At 69.5% G+C, this 15,801-nt stretch carries 17 protein-coding genes; 4 read left to right on the forward strand and 13 right to left on the reverse strand.

The window, feature by feature from the left end; all coding sequences use genetic code 11:
* Window positions 1-8 precede the first annotated feature (8 nt).
* Genes rfbC through rfbB form a run of 4 tightly spaced genes read right to left on the reverse strand, consistent with a single transcriptional unit; the run spans window position 9 to window position 3,481 of the window.
* A complete protein-coding gene (gene rfbC / locus ACAV_RS20000; RefSeq protein WP_013596396.1) occupies window positions 9-554 on the reverse strand; it encodes a dTDP-4-dehydrorhamnose 3,5-epimerase in 546 nt (181 codons plus the stop codon).
* A gap of 49 nt (window positions 555-603) precedes the next feature.
* The gene (gene rfbA / locus ACAV_RS20005; protein WP_013596397.1) at window positions 604-1,479 is read right to left on the reverse strand and encodes a glucose-1-phosphate thymidylyltransferase RfbA; all 876 of its coding nucleotides are present in this window, start codon (window positions 1,477-1,479) and stop codon (window positions 604-606) included.
* 29 nt (window positions 1,480-1,508) lie between these two features.
* Window positions 1,509-2,399, reverse strand: coding sequence for a dTDP-4-dehydrorhamnose reductase (gene rfbD, locus ACAV_RS20010; protein WP_013596398.1), 891 nt, complete (start codon window positions 2,397-2,399; stop codon window positions 1,509-1,511).
* Window positions 2,396-3,481, reverse strand: coding sequence for a dTDP-glucose 4,6-dehydratase (gene rfbB / locus ACAV_RS20015; RefSeq protein WP_013596399.1), 1,086 nt, complete (start codon window positions 3,479-3,481; stop codon window positions 2,396-2,398). The genes rfbD and rfbB overlap by 4 nt, the downstream gene beginning before the upstream one ends.
* A gap of 269 nt (window positions 3,482-3,750) precedes the next feature.
* On the opposite strand from rfbB, the gene ACAV_RS20020 reads away from it, so the two are divergent.
* Both ACAV_RS20020 and ACAV_RS20025 read left to right on the forward strand, forming a co-directional pair.
* Window positions 3,751-4,416: a TetR/AcrR family transcriptional regulator gene (locus ACAV_RS20020; RefSeq protein ID WP_013596400.1), complete on the forward strand. Its 666-nt coding sequence runs from the start codon at window positions 3,751-3,753 to the stop codon at window positions 4,414-4,416.
* A 35-nt stretch (window positions 4,417-4,451) separates the two neighbouring features.
* Window positions 4,452-5,228, forward strand: coding sequence for a hypothetical protein (locus ACAV_RS20025; protein ID WP_013596401.1), 777 nt, complete (start codon window positions 4,452-4,454; stop codon window positions 5,226-5,228).
* Here the strand turns inward: ACAV_RS20025 and ACAV_RS20030 are convergent.
* Complete coding sequence (locus tag ACAV_RS20030) at window positions 5,225-5,995, reverse strand: type III pantothenate kinase (RefSeq protein ID WP_013596402.1); 771 nt, start codon at window positions 5,993-5,995, stop codon at window positions 5,225-5,227. The genes ACAV_RS20025 and ACAV_RS20030 overlap by 4 nt on opposite strands.
* A 174-nt stretch (window positions 5,996-6,169) precedes the next feature.
* Between ACAV_RS20030 and lysM the strand changes: the two genes are divergently transcribed.
* Window positions 6,170-6,661, forward strand: coding sequence for a peptidoglycan-binding protein LysM (gene lysM, locus ACAV_RS20035; RefSeq protein ID WP_013596403.1), 492 nt, complete (start codon window positions 6,170-6,172; stop codon window positions 6,659-6,661).
* Window positions 6,662-6,707: 46 nt separating this feature from the next.
* On the opposite strand, the gene pdxR is transcribed toward lysM, so the two are convergent.
* A complete protein-coding gene (gene pdxR, locus ACAV_RS20040) occupies window positions 6,708-8,192 on the reverse strand; it encodes a MocR-like pyridoxine biosynthesis transcription factor PdxR (RefSeq protein WP_013596404.1) in 1,485 nt (494 codons plus the stop codon).
* Window positions 8,193-8,322: 130 nt separating this feature from the next.
* Between pdxR and ACAV_RS20045 the strand changes: the two genes are divergently transcribed.
* Window positions 8,323-8,964, forward strand: a complete 642-nt coding sequence (locus ACAV_RS20045; protein ID WP_013596405.1) for an FMN-binding negative transcriptional regulator — start codon at window positions 8,323-8,325, stop codon at window positions 8,962-8,964.
* A gap of 6 nt (window positions 8,965-8,970) precedes the next feature.
* Here ACAV_RS20045 and ACAV_RS20050 read toward each other — a convergent pair whose 3' ends face one another.
* From ACAV_RS20050 to glyQ, 7 genes are all read right to left on the reverse strand, one after another.
* Entirely contained in the window at window positions 8,971-9,414 is a 444-nt protein-coding gene (locus tag ACAV_RS20050) for a rhodanese-like domain-containing protein (protein ID WP_049791153.1), read from the reverse strand.
* A 46-nt stretch (window positions 9,415-9,460) separates the two neighbouring features.
* Window positions 9,461-10,372: a M48 family metallopeptidase gene (locus ACAV_RS20055; RefSeq protein WP_013596407.1), complete on the reverse strand. Its 912-nt coding sequence runs from the start codon at window positions 10,370-10,372 to the stop codon at window positions 9,461-9,463.
* Window positions 10,372-11,127 carry a lysophospholipid acyltransferase family protein gene (locus ACAV_RS20060; RefSeq protein ID WP_013596408.1) on the reverse strand — a complete coding sequence of 252 codons (756 nt, stop codon included), beginning with the start codon at window positions 11,125-11,127 and terminating at the stop codon, window positions 10,372-10,374. The genes ACAV_RS20055 and ACAV_RS20060 overlap by 1 nt, the downstream gene beginning before the upstream one ends.
* Window positions 11,128-11,210: 83 nt before the next feature.
* Entirely contained in the window at window positions 11,211-11,762 is a 552-nt protein-coding gene (locus tag ACAV_RS20065; RefSeq protein WP_013596409.1) for a D-glycero-alpha-D-manno-heptose-1,7-bisphosphate 7-phosphatase, read from the reverse strand.
* 8 nt (window positions 11,763-11,770) lie between these two features.
* Complete coding sequence (locus tag ACAV_RS20070; RefSeq protein ID WP_013596410.1) at window positions 11,771-12,412, reverse strand: hypothetical protein; 642 nt, start codon at window positions 12,410-12,412, stop codon at window positions 11,771-11,773.
* Window positions 12,413-12,433: 21 nt separating this feature from the next.
* Window positions 12,434-14,560, reverse strand: a complete 2,127-nt coding sequence (glyS, locus tag ACAV_RS20075) for a glycine--tRNA ligase subunit beta (RefSeq protein WP_013596411.1) — start codon at window positions 14,558-14,560, stop codon at window positions 12,434-12,436.
* Between the two features lie 33 nt (window positions 14,561-14,593).
* On the reverse strand, window positions 14,594-15,538 hold the full coding sequence (glyQ, locus tag ACAV_RS20080) for a glycine--tRNA ligase subunit alpha (RefSeq protein WP_013596412.1): 945 nt from the start codon (window positions 15,536-15,538) through the stop codon (window positions 14,594-14,596).
* Window positions 15,539-15,801 lie beyond the last annotated feature (263 nt).

A 15,801-nucleotide genomic window follows, 5' to 3' on the forward strand; every position in this document is an offset into this window, starting at 1 on the left:
CGGAAGCTTCAGGGAAAGACTTCCGCCTCGCGCAGGGATGTGCCTTTGGCGTCCTTGGCGGACAGGCTGGGCTCCCCGGCAAAACGCCAGTCGATGCCGATCCCGGGGTCGTTCCAGGCGATGCAGCGCTCGTGCTCGGGCGCGTAGTAGTCGGTGGTCTTGTAGAGGAAGTCCGCGCTCTCGCTGAGCACGACGAATCCGTGGGCGAAGCCCGGGGGCACCCACATCTGGCGCTGGTTCTCTTCGCTCAGTTCCTCGCCGACCCATTGCCCGAAGGTGGGCGAACTCCTGCGCAGGTCCACGGCGACGTCGAAGACGGTGCCGCGCACGACACGCACGAGTTTCCCCTGGGGCTGGCGGATCTGGTAATGCAGGCCGCGCAGGACGCCGCGCGCACTGCGGCTGTGGTTGTCCTGCACGAAGGCGTGGCGGCTGCCGGTGGCTTCGTCGAAGGCGCGCTGGTTGAAACTCTCGAAGAAGAAACCGCGGGCGTCGCCGAACACCTTGGGTTCGAGGACGACGACGTCAGGAATGCGCGTGGGAAGGACGTTCATGGGCAAGCGTTGGATCGATGGCGCGGTCAGGAAGCGTTATGGGTGCCGATCAGCCGGCCAGCAGCCTGAGGAGGTAGGCGCCGTAGCCGCTCTTGGCGAGCGGCCTGGCGAGGCGCTCGAGCTGGTCGTCGTCGATGAGGCGATGCCGCCAGGCGATCTCCTCCGGACAGGCGATCTTGAGCCCCTGCCGATGCTCCAGAGTCGCGATGAACTGTCCGGCCTCGAGCAGGCTTTCGTGCGTTCCGGTATCGAGCCAGGCATACCCGCGGCCCATGATCTCTACGTGCAGGGCTTCGTGCTCGAGGTAGAGGCGGTTGAGGTCGGTGATTTCCAGTTCGCCGCGCGCGGAGGGCTTCAGGCTGGCGGCGCGCTCGACCACGTGCCGGTCGTAGAAGTAGAGGCCGGTGACGGCATAGCTGGACTTCGGGGCCTTGGGCTTTTCCTCGATGGAAAGCACCTTGCCCGTGGCGTCGAACTCGGCCACTCCGTAGCGTTCGGGATCCTGCACGTGGTAGGCGAACACGCTGGCGCCCTCCTCGCGCCCCATGGCGCTGCGCAGCAGATCCTCGAAATCATGGCCGTGGAAGATGTTGTCACCCAGCACGAGCGCGCTGGGCTGGCCATCCAGGAATTTCTCCCCGATCAGGAAGGCCTGCGCCAGGCCGTCGGGGCTGGGCTGCACGGCATAGCTCAGGCGGATGCCCCACTGGCTTCCATCACCCAGCAATTGCTCGAACCGTGGAGTGTCCTGCGGCGTGCTGATGACGAGGATGTCGCGGATGCCCGCCAGCATCAGGGTGCTCAGCGGGTAGTAGATCATCGGCTTGTCGTACACCGGAAGCAGTTGCTTGCTGATGGCGAGCGTGGCGGGGTGCAGGCGGGTGCCCGACCCTCCGGCCAGGATGATGCCCTTGCGTGCGGTCATGATGTGTGCGGGAAGTTTTTATGGGGTTCTCAGAGGATTTCCGTGAGCATCCGCGCGATGCCCGCCTGCCAGTGCGGCAGGGCCAGGCCGAAGGTGGCCTGGAACCTGCGCGTGTCGAGCCGCGAGTTGTGCGGCCGGACGGCGGGCGTGGGAAATGCGCTGGTGGGTACGGCGACCACGTCGCGCGCGGCGATCTTCAGCGCAGGCTGGATGCGCTGCGCCTGCTCGAGCACGTAGCAGGCATAGGCATGCCAGTGGGTTTCCCCTGCGGCCACCAGGTGGTAGAGACCCGCGTCGGCAGGCCGCTGCTGCAGGTGGCGGATCGCATGGGCCGTGGCGTCGGCCAGCAGGTCGGCGCCCGTGGGTGCGCCCCACTGGTCGTCGATGACGGTCAGCCGCTCGCGCTCCTGTGCCAGCCGCAGCATGGTCTTGGCGAAATTGCCGCCGCGGGCGCCATAGACCCAGCTCGTGCGCAGGATGAGGTGCCGCGCGCCGCTCGCCTGGATCCGTTGCTCGCCTTCGAGCTTGGTGCGGCCATAGACCGACAGCGGCGCAGGAACATCGTCTTCCGTCCAGGGACGGGCGCCGCTGCCGTCGAACACGTAGTCGGTGCTGTAGTGCACCAGCCATGCCCCCAGGCGGGCGGCCTCCTCCGCCAGCACGCCTGGCGTGGTCGCGTTGAGGGTGCGGGCCAGGTCCGGCTCGCTTTCGGCCTTGTCCACCGCGGTGTGGGCCGCGGCATTGACGATGACGTCGGGCCGCAGGGCGCGCACGGTGCCGGCGATGTCGTGGGGCCGGGAGAAATCCCCGCAGTGCGAGGTACTGTCGAAATCCAGGGCCGTGACCGTGCCCAGGACGGAAAGGCTGCGCTGCAGTTCCCAGCCGACCTGCCCGCCCTTGCCGAAGAGAAGGATATTCATGCGGTAGCGGTGTCCTGCACGGTGGGCTTGCGGTACTGGCGGTCGATCCACTCGCGGTAGGCGCCGCTGGTCACGGCATCCACCCATTCGCCATGCGCGAGGTACCACTCCACGGTCTTGCGGATCCCGGTCTCGAAGGTCTCGGCGGGCTTCCATCCCAGTTCACGCTCGATCTTGCGGGCGTCGATGGCATAGCGGCGGTCGTGGCCCGGGCGGTCCTTCACGTAGGCGATCTGGCTTTCATAGCGCTCGCCATCGGCACGCGGGCGCAGCTCGTCGAGCAGGGCGCAGATGGTCTTCACGATCTCGATGTTGGGCTTCTCGTTCCAGCCGCCCACGTTGTAGGTCTCCCCGGGGCGGCCGGCCTGCAGCACGCGGCGGATGGCGCTGCAGTGGTCGCGCACGTAGAGCCAGTCGCGGATCTGCATGCCATCGCCATACACGGGCAGCGGCTTGCCGGCCAGCGCGTTGACGATCATCAGCGGGATCAGCTTCTCGGGGAAGTGGAAGGGGCCGTAGTTGTTGCTGCAGTTGGTGGTCAGCACCGGCAGCCCGTAGGTGTGGTGCCAGGCCCGGACGAGGTGGTCGCTGGCGGCCTTGCTGGCGGAGTACGGGCTGTTGGGCTCGTAGGAATGGGTTTCGGCGAAGGCCGGGGCCTCGGGCGCCAGGGTGCCGTAGACCTCGTCGGTGGAGACGTGCAGGAACCGGAACGCGGCGCGCTCATCACCGGGCAGGGACTGCCAGTACTCGCGGACGCCTTCGAGCAGGCGGAACGTGCCGACCACGTTGGTCTGGATGAAGTCTTCCGGGCCGTGGATCGAGCGGTCCACATGCGATTCGGCCGCGAAATTCACGATGGCCCGCGGCCGGTGCTCGGCCAGCAGCCGGGAGAGAAGCTCCCGGTCGCCGATGTCCCCCTGGACGAACAAATGGCGCGCATCGCCCTGCAGCGACGCGAGGTTCTGCAGGTTGCCTGCGTAGGTGAGCTTGTCGAGGTTGACGAGGGGCTCATCGCCGCAGGCCAGCCAGTCGAGGACGAAGTTGGCGCCGATGAAACCCGCGCCGCCGGTGACCAGAATCATGGATCGTTTGAGCAAAGACGCCTTGCGGCCGAACGCGGGATTATCCCATCGCGTTACAAACGGCCGTAACGAAGCGCACGAGAAACGCAGCCGGGCTGGAGGATGGCCTTCATCAAGACCCCGCATGATGCACTGCAACAGGACGCGGAGGCTGCGGCAGGTTAGAGTGGGCCGGCAAGGAGCGGGGAACATGGACCGGATCCGCCACACGCGGGCCGGCAAGAGCACTTCAACAACTATCCCCCGCCGAAGGCACAAGGGAGGCACCGATGGCAAAAAAAGCGCCGCGGCGTACCGCGGAGCGCATCCTGGAGACAACGCTGGAGCTGTTCAACCGCTTCGGTGAGCCCAATGTGTCCACCACGGCCATTTCGGCGGAGTTGCGCATCAGCCCGGGCAACCTCTACTACCACTATCCGGCCAAGGACGAACTGGTCACGGCGCTCTATGCACGCTATGAAGCGGAGTTATCCGAGCTGCTGGAGTCGGCCGCCGGGGTGCGCGATGTGGAGGATGCCCGGCTGTTGCTGCATGCAGTGCTCGAGCGCATCTGGCAGTACCGCTTCCTCTACCGGGACCTCAACGACCTGATGTCGCGCAACCGGCATGTGGAGACGCATTTCCGGGAGTTGCTGGCGCGCAAGGCCGGCGCCGTGCGTGCCATGCTGCGGGGCATGGAGCAGGCAGGATCGCTGCGGTTCGGGCCGAGGGAACTCGATACCGTGGCCGACAATCTCATGGTGGCCGTCACGTACTGGCTGAGCTTCGAATACGTCCGCGATCCGCGGCACGCGCTGGAGCCTTCCAATGCACGGACCATGCTGCTGCGCGGGGCCCAGCATGTGCTGGGACTGCTGGGGCCCTACCTCGCCGACGGCCAGCGCCTGCATCTCCAGGCTTTGGACGACAGCCACGAGCCGGCCGACGCCACATGATACGCCCCTTTTTCCTGACGAACGCAGGACACGCCATGCCATCCTGGACCCCCTTCCCCTATGCCGGCGAGTACGCCTTCACCACCGGCGATGTGCTGCGCGAATGGGAGCGGCTGCACCGGGGCGATGCGGAGCCCGTCCCCCGGGACCCCGCGGCGCTCGAGGCCTGGACACTGTTCCACAGCGGCAGGTTCGAGGAAGCCGCCCGGGTCGGGCTGGCGGCCGGCGGGGCGGGCATCACCGCGGCCAACAAGGCGACGATCGTGCACGCGATCTACCTGGAGCCCAGCGAAAGCCGCCGGCTCGAGCTGCTCGGCGCGGCGGCGCAGCGTGCGCGGGCGCAGACCGATGCGGAGCCCGGCAACCCGAACGCCTGGTTCTGGCACGCCTACGCCCTCGGGCGCTACAGCCAGGGCATCAGCGTGGCCAAGGCGCTGGCGCTGGGCCTCACGCGCCAGGTGCGGACAGCGCTGGACCGCACGATCGCGCTCAGCGAACGCCATGCCGACGCGCGGCTGGCACTGGCCGTGTTCCATGCCGAGGTGATCGACAAGGTCGGTGAAATGGTGGGCAGCATCACCCACGGCGCGCGCCGCGAGGAAAGCCTGCGCCTCTTCGCGGAGTCCTTTGCCCTGAACCCCCACTCCGTGATCGGACGCATCGAGCATGCCCATGCACTCCTGATGCTGAACGGGGAGCAGTACGAGGACATGGCCGCCCAGCTCTACGAGGAGGCGGCGGGCGCCGAAGCCGCCGACGCGGCGGAACGCCTGGCCGTGGAACTGGCCCGGCTGGAACTCGCCGAAGGCTAGGACCCGGGGAACCGCTCCGCCGCGATGGCGAGCAGTCCCTCGAAGATCAGGTTCTCGATGAGATCGAACGGACGGGTCATGCTGGGCGCCATTTTCCAGCCGGCCCCCCCGGTCATCATGCAGGCCGGCTCTTCGCCGCAGTGCTGGATCACGTGCTGCACCATCCGCTCCACGGCACCGGCGATGGCGTAGGTGCCGCCACTGGTGAGCGCATCGCTGGTATTGGTGGGAAACAGCTTCACTTCGCCCGTGGGAACGTGCAGCCCCGCGGTGCCGGACTCCAGGGCTCTCAGCATGATGCCGTGCCCCGGAAGGATGAGCCCCCCCAGGAAGCGGCCTTCGGCATCGATGGCTTCCACGGTCACCGCCGTTCCGACCATCACCACCACCAGGGGACGCGCAGTGCCCTGCCTCAGCAGCCGGTGGCGCGCGCCGATCATGGCCACCCATCGGTCCGAGCCCAGGCGCGTGGGATGGTCGTACCCGTTGACGAGCCCTGCTTCCTGCGCGGAAGGAACGACCCAGTGGGACGGCACGTCCCACCACTCCATCTGCTCCATGACGCGCCGGCGCACGGCATCGCCGGCCACCACGCAGCCGAGCATGCGCGTGGGCGCGGGCAGCCCCGCCCAGGCGCTGTCCGCGAGCCGCTCGATGTGGTCGAGGAACTCGGCGCCGTGGGCCAGCACGGCGGCGCCCGGCTTGGGGGCATCATACATCGCCCATTTCAGGCGGGTGTTGCCGACGTCGATGGCCAGAAAAGTCATGCGGCGGATTATCACGAGTTTTACCAACACGACTGTTCCGTGCGGCACACCCCGGCCCGGACCCACGGCCGGGCTCGGGCCGATGTCCGACAGGTCGGGCGCGTCACCAGGCGCTAAAGTGTTCCGGGCCGGCACCCGCCGGCCGTTCTTTATCCAGAAAAAAGGAGCAATGCCATGGGACTTTTCAGCTTCGTCAAGGAAGCCGGGGAAAAGCTGTTCGGGGGCAAGGAGGCACATGCCGCACCGGCCGCTGCGCCCGCCGCACCGAGCCAGGAGGAACTCAACGCCACTGCCGGCAAGGCGATCGAGACCTACATCGCCTCCCAGAACCTGGGCGTGCGCGATGTGCGGGTGACATTCGCGGGCCCGGAAGGCAAGGTGACCGTGCAAGGCGAGGCGCCGACCCAGGCCGCCAAGGAGAAGGTCACGCTGTGCTGCGGCAACGTGTCCGGCGTGACGAGCGTGGACAACCAGATGGCCGTGCAGGCGTCGGAGCCCGAGGCGCAATACCATGACGTGGTGCGCGGCGACACGCTGTCGGCGATCGCCAAGAAGTACTACGGCGATGCCAACAAGTACCCGCGCATCTTCGAAGCCAACCAGCCCATGCTGACGCACCCGGACAAGATCTACCCGGGCCAGAAGCTGCGCATTCCGCCCCTGTGACGCGCGCCGCGGCCAGACTGGACGCTGCATCGGTCCGGCCGCGCGCTCATACCCCGGGAAAAGCCGCCGCCAGGCGGCGCACGCCCTCCTGCACCTGTGCCGGTTCCAGCAGGGCATAGCCCATCACGAAGCCCGCCGGACGGTCCGGCACATCGGCCTGTGAAGGCAGGTGAAACGGGCCCAGCGGATAGATGCGCACGCCGTGGCGCAATGCCCGGGCTGCCAGGTCCGGCTCCAGGCTGCACGGCACACCGGGCAGCCGCACGACCACATGCAGGCCACCGGAGGCCCCCTCCACCACCACACGGTCCCCGAAATACTGTCCGATGGACTCCAGGAGCGCAGTGCGCCGGGCGTCCTGCAGGCGCCGGATGCGGCGTACGTGGCGGTCGTAGCTGCCGCTTTCCATCATCGCGGCGAGAGCCCGCTGCGTGCCGAACGGCGCATGCCGGTCACCCAGCCGGCGCGCGGCTGCGAACACGTCCGCGAGCGCGCGGGGCAGCACCATGTAGCCCAGCCGCAGCTGGGGCGAGAGCGTCTTGGAGAAGGTTCCCACGTAGATGACGGATTGGTGCGCGTCCAGCGTATGGAGCGTCGCGTCTGCCCGCAGCGCGTGGCGGTATTCGCTGTCGTAGTCGTCCTCCACGATCCAGGCGCCCTGCCGCTGCGCCCATGCCAGCAATGCATGCCGCCGGGGCACGGACAGGAAACTGCCCAGGGGGAACTGGTGGGTGGGCGTGACGCAGGCCAGGCGCACGCCCGCCCCGCAGGGAAGGCGGTCGGTGCGCAGGCCCTGCGCGTCCACCTCCACCCCGGCGAGGTGCGCTCCCGCGGCCTCGAACACCTGGTGGGCCATGCGGTATCCGGGGTTTTCCACCGCGACGGTGTCGCCGGGATCCACCAGCAGCCTGGCGCACAGGTCCAGCGCCTGCTGCGAACCATTGACGATCATCAACTGGTCGGGATGGCAGGCCAGCCCGCGGGTGCGGCTCAGGTGCGACTGCAAGGCCGCGCGCAGGCCAGGGTCTCCACGGGGATCTCCGTAGGCCAGCCGCTCCGGGCGTTCGCGCCCGGCCTGCCGCACGGCCCGCTCCCAGGCAGACGTGGGGAAATCGCGCCCTGCGAGCGGGCCATAGACGAAATCGACGACGGCTGGATCCTCCGGCACGACCGCCGGCGTGGAGACGCCCGGGGGCTGCAGCTGCCGGACACGCTCGCCCAGCGCGGACAGCCGTACCTCGCCATCCACCCGGGACGCGCCGCCCGCCCCGGCTTCGAGCCCTCCGCCAGCCAGAGGCGCCGCGCCCTGAGCCACCCGGCTGGCGGCGCCGGGTCGTGAATCGATGAATCCTTCGGCCGCCAGTTGCTCATAGACCGTGGACACGGTACTGCGCGCCAGCCCCCGCTCCGCGGCGAGGCTGCGCGTGGATGGCAGGCAGGCACCGGCGGGGTAGGTCCCGTCGAGAATCCGCGCCTTGAGTTCGGCCTGGAGGTCCCGGCCCTTGCGGCGGCCGGAATGCGCAGCGGTCATGGGTCTCCCGACTGGTCTGCGTGAATCATGCCAAAGTGGCCGTTTCCATCATGCCACCGATGGGGCACAGTCGCAGGCAGTCCGGCGCCTCCTTCCAGCCGCTGCCGCCCATCTGCCCTCGCTTTCGACCATGTACCTGCCCGCCGCCTTCGCCGAAACCCGGACGTCCGAACAGCACCGCCTCATCGAAAGCCATCCGCTGGGGATGCTGGTCACCCAGGGTGCGCAGGGCCTGGATGCCAACCATCTTCCGTTCCTGCTCGATGCCGGCAAAGGGCCGCTCGGCACGCTGTCGGGCCATGTGGCGCGCGCCAATCCGGTATGGACGGATGTGGCGGACGGGAGCGAGGTACTGGTGGTGTTCCGCGGCGCCGAGGGGTACATCTCGCCGCAGTGGTATCCCGGCAAGGCCGAGCACCATCGGCACGTGCCCACCTGGAACTACGAAGCCGTCCATGTCCATGGCTGCATGGCCGTGCGTGACGACGAGGCATTCGTGCGCGGGGTGGTCGCACGGCTCACGCGCAAACACGAAGCCGCCATGGAGCGCCCCTGGAAGATGGGGGATGCGCCCGCGGACTACCTGGATGCGATGGTGCGGCAGATCGTGGGCATCGAGATCGCCATCACCCGCATGGAGGGCAAGCGCAAGCTCGGCCAGAACCGCGACGACCGCGATTTCGCCGGAGCGGTGCAGGCGCTGCGCGACCGCGGGCAGGAGGCGCTGGCCGATGCCATGCAGGCGGCATCGCCAACGCGCGGACCGCTCTGAGAAAGGTCAGCCCTGCCGCCAGGGCAGGCCGCGGAAGCGCCAGCCGCCCGTGCGGTTGCGGTGGCCCTCGGCGTCCGCATCGCCTTCGAAGCCTTCGAGGATGTTGTAGGCCGTGAGCCCCAGCTCGGCCGCGCGGCGGGCCGCCGCCACGGAGCGCACGCCGCTGCGGCACAGCAGTACGGCCTGCCCGCCCGGGGGCACGGCGGCACGCAGGGCTTCGTCGAAGCCGGGGTTGGGCGCCATGCCTGGATAGACCTTCCAGGGAATGGCCACGGCCCCCGGCACGAAGCCCACCCAGTCGCGCTCCGCATCGGTGCGCACGTCCACCAGCACGGCCCGGCCGCCCTGCACCCACTGCCATGCGGTCCGGGGAGAGACATCGCCCGCGTAGCCTTCGGCAGGGAAGACCTCGGCGGCGGGGGATGAAGAGGAAGGAGAGGAAGTGGTCATGGCCGCATTCTGTGCCAGCCGGCCGGGCAGAGGCAACGCGGTGCCTTCAGTCCCACTGCGGAGCGGGATCGTCGCGCAGCCGGTCGCGCAGCGCCGCATAGTCGGGCACCACGGTCGCCACCGTGTCCCAGAAGCGGGGGCTGTGGTCCATGTGGCGCAGGTGCGAGAGTTCGTGGGCGACCACGTAGTCGATGATGGCCGGCCGGTAGTGCAGCAGGCGCCAGTTCAGCCGGATGGAGCCGTCGGCGCGCGCGCTGCCCCAGCGGGTGTGGGCGCTCGACAGCCGCAGCGTGCGCCATTGCACGCCCAGGAGCGGGGCGAAATGGTCCAGCCGGGCCGTGAAATGGCGGCGCGCGTCGCGCATGAGCCATGCCTGAACGGCGTCGCGCACCTGCTCCGGGGTGGCCGCGCGGGGCAGGCCCACATGGAGGGCCAGGGCACCGTCCGGACCGGGCACCAGCGCCCCGCCCTGCCCCCGGAAGCCGTGCGCCGGATCGAGCACGATGGCGATCGGCTCACCCATGTAGGGCAGCACGGCCCCGTCGCCCCAGGCGATGCGCGCATCTGCCTGGCGCCGCTGGCGCTCCTGGGCTTCGCCGAGCTTGCGCAGGATCCAGGCGGACTTCTCCCGCACGGACGCATCCACGTTGGCCAGCGAAACCCATCCAGGCGCGCGCACGGACAGCCCATCCGCGCCCACGGTGAAACCGATGGTGCGCCTGCGGGAACGCTGCAGCGCGTAGGCGACCAGCACGTCGCCCAGCAGCAGTTCGCGGTTCGCCCCGGGGTGGCGGAACTCCATGGGCCCGCGCAGCACGTTGTCGCGCCCGCCCGCTTCTGCCGGATCGCCTGCGCCCAGGGGAGCGGCATTGGAGGGAACGCCGCGCGGCGAAACCGGCGGAGCGCTGCCAGCATCGCCGCCGAAGAAATCCAGTGCGAGCTGCACCAGCCGCTGCATCACCGGTCCGTGCCGGAGGCTCCGTAGGCGTCCGGATCCAGGCGCCGCATCTCGCCTTCGATCCAGGCTTCGACCTCGGCCATCAGTTCGTCGGGCTTGCGCCCGACGGAGGAAATGGGGCGGCCGATGGAGACATCCACCGTGCCGGGCCGCTTGACGAAGGCCTTGCGGGGCCAGACCTTGGCCGAGGTCACGGCCACCGGCACCACGGGCACGCCGGCCTCGATGGCAAGGCGCGTGCCGCCGCTCTTGTAGTCGCCCTTCCGGCCGCGGTCGATGCGCGTGCCCTCCGGGAACATGATGACCCATGTGCCGCGAGCCAGCAGGGCCCGGCCCTGCTGCAGCACCTTGACGAAGGCACGCGCACGCTGGTTGCGGTCGATGTGGATCATGTCCAGGCTGCCGATGGACCAGCCGAAGAACGGGATCTGCAGCAGTTCCTTCTTGAACACGTAGGCCAGGGGGCGCGGCATGATCGCCGGCATCAGGAAGGTTTCGTAGGTGGACTGGTGCTTGACCAGCAGCACCACGCCCTGCCCCGGGTCCTTCGGCAGGTGCTCCATGCCGGTGATGCGGGTGCGGATGCCCATGATCACGCGGGCTGCATCGGTGCTGAGCTTGAGCCAGGCACGCGCGATGCGGTAGCGCACCCGGGTGGGCGCGCCGAACAGCCGGGCCACCAGGATGGCGAGGGTGTAGGGCACCACGGTGAAGGCCATCCAGAGCAGATGGAGAACGGAGCGGATGAAGGCCATGCGATGGATGGGAAGAAGGAAAGGAAAAATTCAGCGGGAGGGGCGGCTGGGGGCGGTCCGGTGCGCAACGCCGCGGGGGCTTGTCAGTCGCCGGCTGGTGGAGGCCGCTCGCCCGCGGCCAGGAGCTGGTCCGCGAACTCCGCCAGGCTGGCATGGTGTTGCACGCCGGGCGGCCAGGGTCGGCTGCCTTCGGGCGGCGCGCCCACCGCATGGAGCCGTGCGCCAATGGCGGCGCCGGCCCACAGGTGCTCCGGGCAGTTGCCCACCACGAGGATCTCGCCGCCCTCCACGCCGTACCGCTCGCGGATCTGCTCCATCAGCCCAGGCGCCGGCTTTCGGCAGGCACATCCCTCGTCGGGCGCGTGGGGGCAGTAGAACACCGCCTCGATGCGGCCGCCAGCGGCGGCCAGCACCCGGTGCATGCGCGCATGGATGGCATTGAGCGCCAGCACGTCGAAGAGGCCGCGCCCCAACCCGGGCTGGTTGGTGGCCACGGCCAGGCGCCACCCCGCGTGGGTGAGGCGCGCCACGGCCTCGGGCACGCCCGGCACGGGCACCCATTCCTCTGGCACGGAGATGAATTCCTCGCCGGACGCATTGAGCGTGCCGTCGCGGTCGAGAATGGCGAGTTTCATGCGCGCGATTATGGAAGATGCGGCGCGCCGGGCACCGTGCCGCCGGTCGGCGGCACATCCCAGCCGGTGGCATAGAGGCCGCCGAACCGCCCCCGCGCCCAGCGCAGGCGCACCGCCTGCCCCGGTTTCCAGGCAGCGGCGGGGTCATCGGGCAAGGTGGCCTGCCGCAACAGGGGGCCTGCGGCGCCACCGGTCTCCGGCTGCCAGCGCAGCACGACCTGCGTTCCGCCCGGGCCGCGCAGGCTGGCCGGCTGCGGCCGGCTGCCCGCCACGACCACGCTGGCATCCGGCAGGGGCTGCAGCAGCCGGGCGTCCCAGTGCCGCAGCGCCAGGGCCACGGCCCCTCCGGCGCAGGCCAGCACCCATGCGCCGATGGCGGCACGCCGTGCGGCCTGCCGGCCCCACCGCCGGGCCATCCAGCGCAGCAGCACCCCGGCGACGGCCACGGCCGCGGCCCCCATGCCGAGAAAGGCCAGGCCGGCGCCGGGCGCCCGCGTGCCGTCGAACGGCGCCAGCGCCCAGACGGCCGGCCCGGGCCAGCGGTCGTCGTGCCATTGCAGCAGCCAGCGCAGCCCGACGAGCGCCGCGGGCGGTGCGAACAGCCACCACGCGGTGCGGGTGGCGCCATCGGCAGCGCCGCGCACAGGCATGGCCGGCTCGCCCATACGGGATCAGGCCGCGGCCAGGCGGGAGAGATCGGCCACGCGGTTCATCGCCACGTGCAGGCTCTGCAGCAGGCCCTGGCGGTTCAGGCGCAGGTCCAGCTCCTCGGCGTTGACCATCACGTCGTCGAAGAACGCATCCACGGGCGCTCGCAGCACGGCCAGGGTCTGCAGGCTGGCCGTGTAGTCGCCCGCGGCGAAGAGCGCATCGGCCTCGGGCACGAAGCGCTGCAGGGCCGCATACAGGTCCTTCTCGGCCTGCTCCCGCAGCAGGTCGGGATTGACGTGCGCATCCACGTCGCCGGCCTTCTTCAGGATGTTGGTGACGCGCTTGTTGGCCGCGGCCAGCGCCGGGGCCTCGGGCAGCGCAGCGAAGGCGCGCACGGCGGCGAGCTGCTTCGCCACCAGGGCCAGGCGCTGCGGGCGCAGGGCCAGCACGGCATCGACTTCCTGGGCGCTGTAGCCCTGCTCGCGCAGGCTGCCGGCGAGGCGGTCGTAGATGAAGTCGGCCAGCGGCGCGGTCGGGTCCTGGATCTTGTCGCCAAAGGCGGGCAGCGCGCTGTGCAGCAGGGTTTCCAGGTCGAGCGGGAGCTCTTTCTCGACCAGCATGCGGATCACGCCCAGTGCGTGGCGGCGCAGCGCGAACGGGTCGCGGTCGCCGGTGGGCAGGTTGCCGATACCGAACATGCCGACCAGGGTCTCGAGCTTGTCGGCCAGCGCCACCACTACACCGGCATCGCCGCGCGGCAGCGTGTCGCCCGCGAAGCGGGGCTTGTAGTGGTCTTCGATGGCATCGGCCACTTCGGCGGGAAGGCCGTCGGCCTGGGCGTAGTAGCGGCCCATGGTGCCCTGCAGTTCGGGGAATTCGCCCACCATGTCGGTGACGAGGTCGGCCTTGGCGAGCTGCGCGGCCTGGTCGGCATGGCGGGCCAGCTCCACATCGCCGATCTGCTGGGCGATGGCCCGGGCAATGGCGCGCACGCGCTCCACGCGCTCGCCCTGGGTGCCCAGCTGGTTGTGATAGACCACCCTGGACAGCGAAGCCACGCGGGATTCGAGCGTCTTCTTGCGGTCCTGGTCGAAGAAGAATTTGGCATCGGCCAGGCGCGGGCGCACCACGCGCTCGTTGCCGCCGACCACGGCGCTCGCGTCGTCGGGGCGGATGTTGCTCACCACCAGGAAGCGGTGCGTGAGACGGCCTTCGGCATCGAGCAGCGGGAAGTATTTCTGGTTGGCTTTCATCGTGAGGATGAGGCATTCCTGCGGCACGTCGAGGAACTGCTTCTCAAACTCGCACACCAGCACATTGGGCCGTTCGACCAGTGCCGTGACCTCGTCGAGCAGCGCATCGTCCTCGATGGGCCGCACTCCGCCGCCCACGCGCTCGGCGGCCGCCTGCAGCTGGCGGGCAATCTCGGCGCGGCGATCGGCGAATGCGGCGATGACGGCGCCTTCCTCGGCCAGTTGCTGCGCGTAGGTGTCGGCGCTGCGGATGACCACCGGGTCCACGTCCGCCTCGAAGCGGTGGCCGTGGGTGGCATTGCCGGCCGTGAGGCCCAGCACCGAGACGGACAGCAGCACCTCGGTGCCGTGCAGCGCCACGAGGCCGTGCGCGGGGCGCACGAAACTCACGCTGGTCCAGCCCGGCTGTTCGCAACCCGAGGAGAGCTGGTAGCGCATCACCTTGGGGATGGGCAGTTTCGCCACGGATTCCTGCAGGGCCTTCTGCAGACCTTCGGACAGGGTCGCGCCGCGCACGGTGCTGTCCAGGAACAGGGCCTCGGCCTTGCCGTCGGGCGCACGGCGCAGCCCGGGCACGGCGGACGCGTCGGCGCCCAGGGCGGCGAGCTTCTTGAGCAGCGCGGGCGTGGCATGGCCGGACGCGTCCAGGCCCACCGTGACAGGCATGAGCTTCTGCGAGACGGCCTTGTCGGCCGCCTGGGGCGCGACCTCGGTGATGTGGGCGGCCAGGCGCCGGGGCGAGGCATAGGCCGTCACGCGCGATGCGGCGGAGGCGAGGCCCTGGGCCTGCAGTTGCGCGAGCAGCACGCCGGCGAAGGCGTCGCCGAGCTTCTGCAGGGCCTTCGGGGGCAGCTCTTCGACGAACAGTTCAACGAGAAGATTCGGATGGGTCATGGTGGTGTCTCTCGGTCCGCGGTGCCGGCGCCCTCAGGCGGCGTCCTTCTTCTGCTGCTGTTGCTGGCCGGCCTTGGCGATGTCGGCCAGCACTTCGTCGGCCCAGGCACGGGGCGCCATGGGGAAGCCCAGGCGCGCGCGGCTGTCCAGGTAGCTGCGGGCCACGGCCCGGGCCAGGTTGCGGATGCGGCCGATGTAGGCGGCACGCTCGGTCACGGAAATGGCGCCGCGCGCGTCCAGCAGGTTGAAGCTGTGCGCGGCCTTGAGCACCTGCTCGTAGGCGGGCAGCGCCAGTTGCTGCTCCATGAGGTACTGGGCCTGCTTCTCGTGCGCCGCGAAGGCGGTGAAGAGGAAGTCGGCGTCGGAATGCTCGAAGTTGTAGGTGGACTGCTCCACCTCGTTCTGGTGATAGACGTCGCCGTACTTGAGCGTATCGGTCCAGGCGAGGTTGTAGACGTTGTCCACGCCCTGCAGGTACATGGCCAGGCGCTCCAGGCCATAGGTGATCTCGCCCGTCGCGGGCTTGCAGTCGATGCCGCCGACCTGCTGGAAGTAGGTGAACTGCGTCACCTCCATGCCATTGAGCCAGACCTCCCACCCCAGGCCCCAGGCGCCGAGCGTGGGGTTCTCCCAGTCGTCTTCCACGAAGCGGATGTCGTTCTTCTTCAGGTCGAAGCCCAGCGCCTCGAGCGAGCCCAGGTACAGCTCCAGGATGTTGTCCGGCGCGGGCTTGAGCACCACCTGGTACTGGTAGTAGTGCTGCAGGCGGTTCGGGTTCTCTCCGTAGCGGCCGTCCTTGGGCCGGCGGCTGGGCTGCACGTAGGCGGCCTTCCAGGGCTCCGGGCCTAAAGCGCGCAGGAAGGTCGCGGTGTGCGAGGTGCCCGCACCCACTTCCATGTCGTAGGGCTGCAGGAGCGCGCAGCCCTGGGCGTCCCAGTACGACTGCAGCTTCAGGATGATTTGCTGGAAGGTCAACATGCGTGTGTGTCCTGGCGGCCGGGCGGCTGCAAGCCGTCTGCCCGGGCGCGCGGTCTTGGAGGATGGTCGCGCAGCGCGCGGAACCGGGGATTCTACGGGGCCGGGCTGCCGCGCCTCCACCCCGGCCGGCGCCGCCTTCGCCAGCATGGACGGCAGTGCGCACCCACGGGATGCCGGCGGCCTGGCATTTACAGCACAAGGCCATGCGGATATATTCCGCACAACGGAATTCAATGCAGGTGTCTGCAAGATATTGCCTCGGT

This window comes from Paracidovorax avenae ATCC 19860, assembly GCF_000176855.2.
Taxonomy (GTDB): Bacteria; Pseudomonadota; Gammaproteobacteria; order Burkholderiales; family Burkholderiaceae_C; genus Paracidovorax; species Paracidovorax avenae.

What these genes read in the sequence shown, in the direction of transcription:
- ACAV_RS20030 (WP_013596402.1), bottom strand. Translation starts at nt 5,995, where the DNA reads ATGACTTTTCTGGCCATCGACGTCGGCAACACCCGCCTGAAATGGGCG.
- pdxR (WP_013596404.1), bottom strand. Translation starts at nt 8,192, where the DNA reads ATGACCGCTGCGCATTCCGGCCGCCGCAAGGGCCGGGACCTCCAGGCC.
- ACAV_RS20055 (WP_013596407.1), bottom strand. Translation starts at nt 10,372, where the DNA reads ATGCAGCGGCTGGTGCAGCTCGCACTGGATTTCTTCGGCGGCGATGCT.
- ACAV_RS20020 (WP_013596400.1), top strand. Translation starts at nt 3,751, where the DNA reads ATGGCAAAAAAAGCGCCGCGGCGTACCGCGGAGCGCATCCTGGAGACA.
- ACAV_RS20070 (WP_013596410.1), bottom strand. Translation starts at nt 12,412, where the DNA reads ATGCCTGTGCGCGGCGCTGCCGATGGCGCCACCCGCACCGCGTGGTGG.
- rfbB (WP_013596399.1), bottom strand. Translation starts at nt 3,481, where the DNA reads ATGATTCTGGTCACCGGCGGCGCGGGTTTCATCGGCGCCAACTTCGTC.
- ACAV_RS20045 (WP_013596405.1), top strand. Translation starts at nt 8,323, where the DNA reads ATGTACCTGCCCGCCGCCTTCGCCGAAACCCGGACGTCCGAACAGCAC.
- rfbC (WP_013596396.1), bottom strand. Translation starts at nt 554, where the DNA reads ATGAACGTCCTTCCCACGCGCATTCCTGACGTCGTCGTCCTCGAACCC.
- rfbA (WP_013596397.1), bottom strand. Translation starts at nt 1,479, where the DNA reads ATGACCGCACGCAAGGGCATCATCCTGGCCGGAGGGTCGGGCACCCGC.
- glyQ (WP_013596412.1), bottom strand. Translation starts at nt 15,538, where the DNA reads ATGTTGACCTTCCAGCAAATCATCCTGAAGCTGCAGTCGTACTGGGAC.
- ACAV_RS20025 (WP_013596401.1), top strand. Translation starts at nt 4,452, where the DNA reads ATGCCATCCTGGACCCCCTTCCCCTATGCCGGCGAGTACGCCTTCACC.
- ACAV_RS20060 (WP_013596408.1), bottom strand. Translation starts at nt 11,127, where the DNA reads ATGGCCTTCATCCGCTCCGTTCTCCATCTGCTCTGGATGGCCTTCACC.
- rfbD (WP_013596398.1), bottom strand. Translation starts at nt 2,399, where the DNA reads ATGAATATCCTTCTCTTCGGCAAGGGCGGGCAGGTCGGCTGGGAACTG.
- ACAV_RS20050 (WP_049791153.1), bottom strand. Translation starts at nt 9,414, where the DNA reads ATGACCACTTCCTCTCCTTCCTCTTCATCCCCCGCCGCCGAGGTCTTC.
- ACAV_RS20065 (WP_013596409.1), bottom strand. Translation starts at nt 11,762, where the DNA reads ATGAAACTCGCCATTCTCGACCGCGACGGCACGCTCAATGCGTCCGGC.
- glyS (WP_013596411.1), bottom strand. Translation starts at nt 14,560, where the DNA reads ATGACCCATCCGAATCTTCTCGTTGAACTGTTCGTCGAAGAGCTGCCC.
- lysM (WP_013596403.1), top strand. Translation starts at nt 6,170, where the DNA reads ATGGGACTTTTCAGCTTCGTCAAGGAAGCCGGGGAAAAGCTGTTCGGG.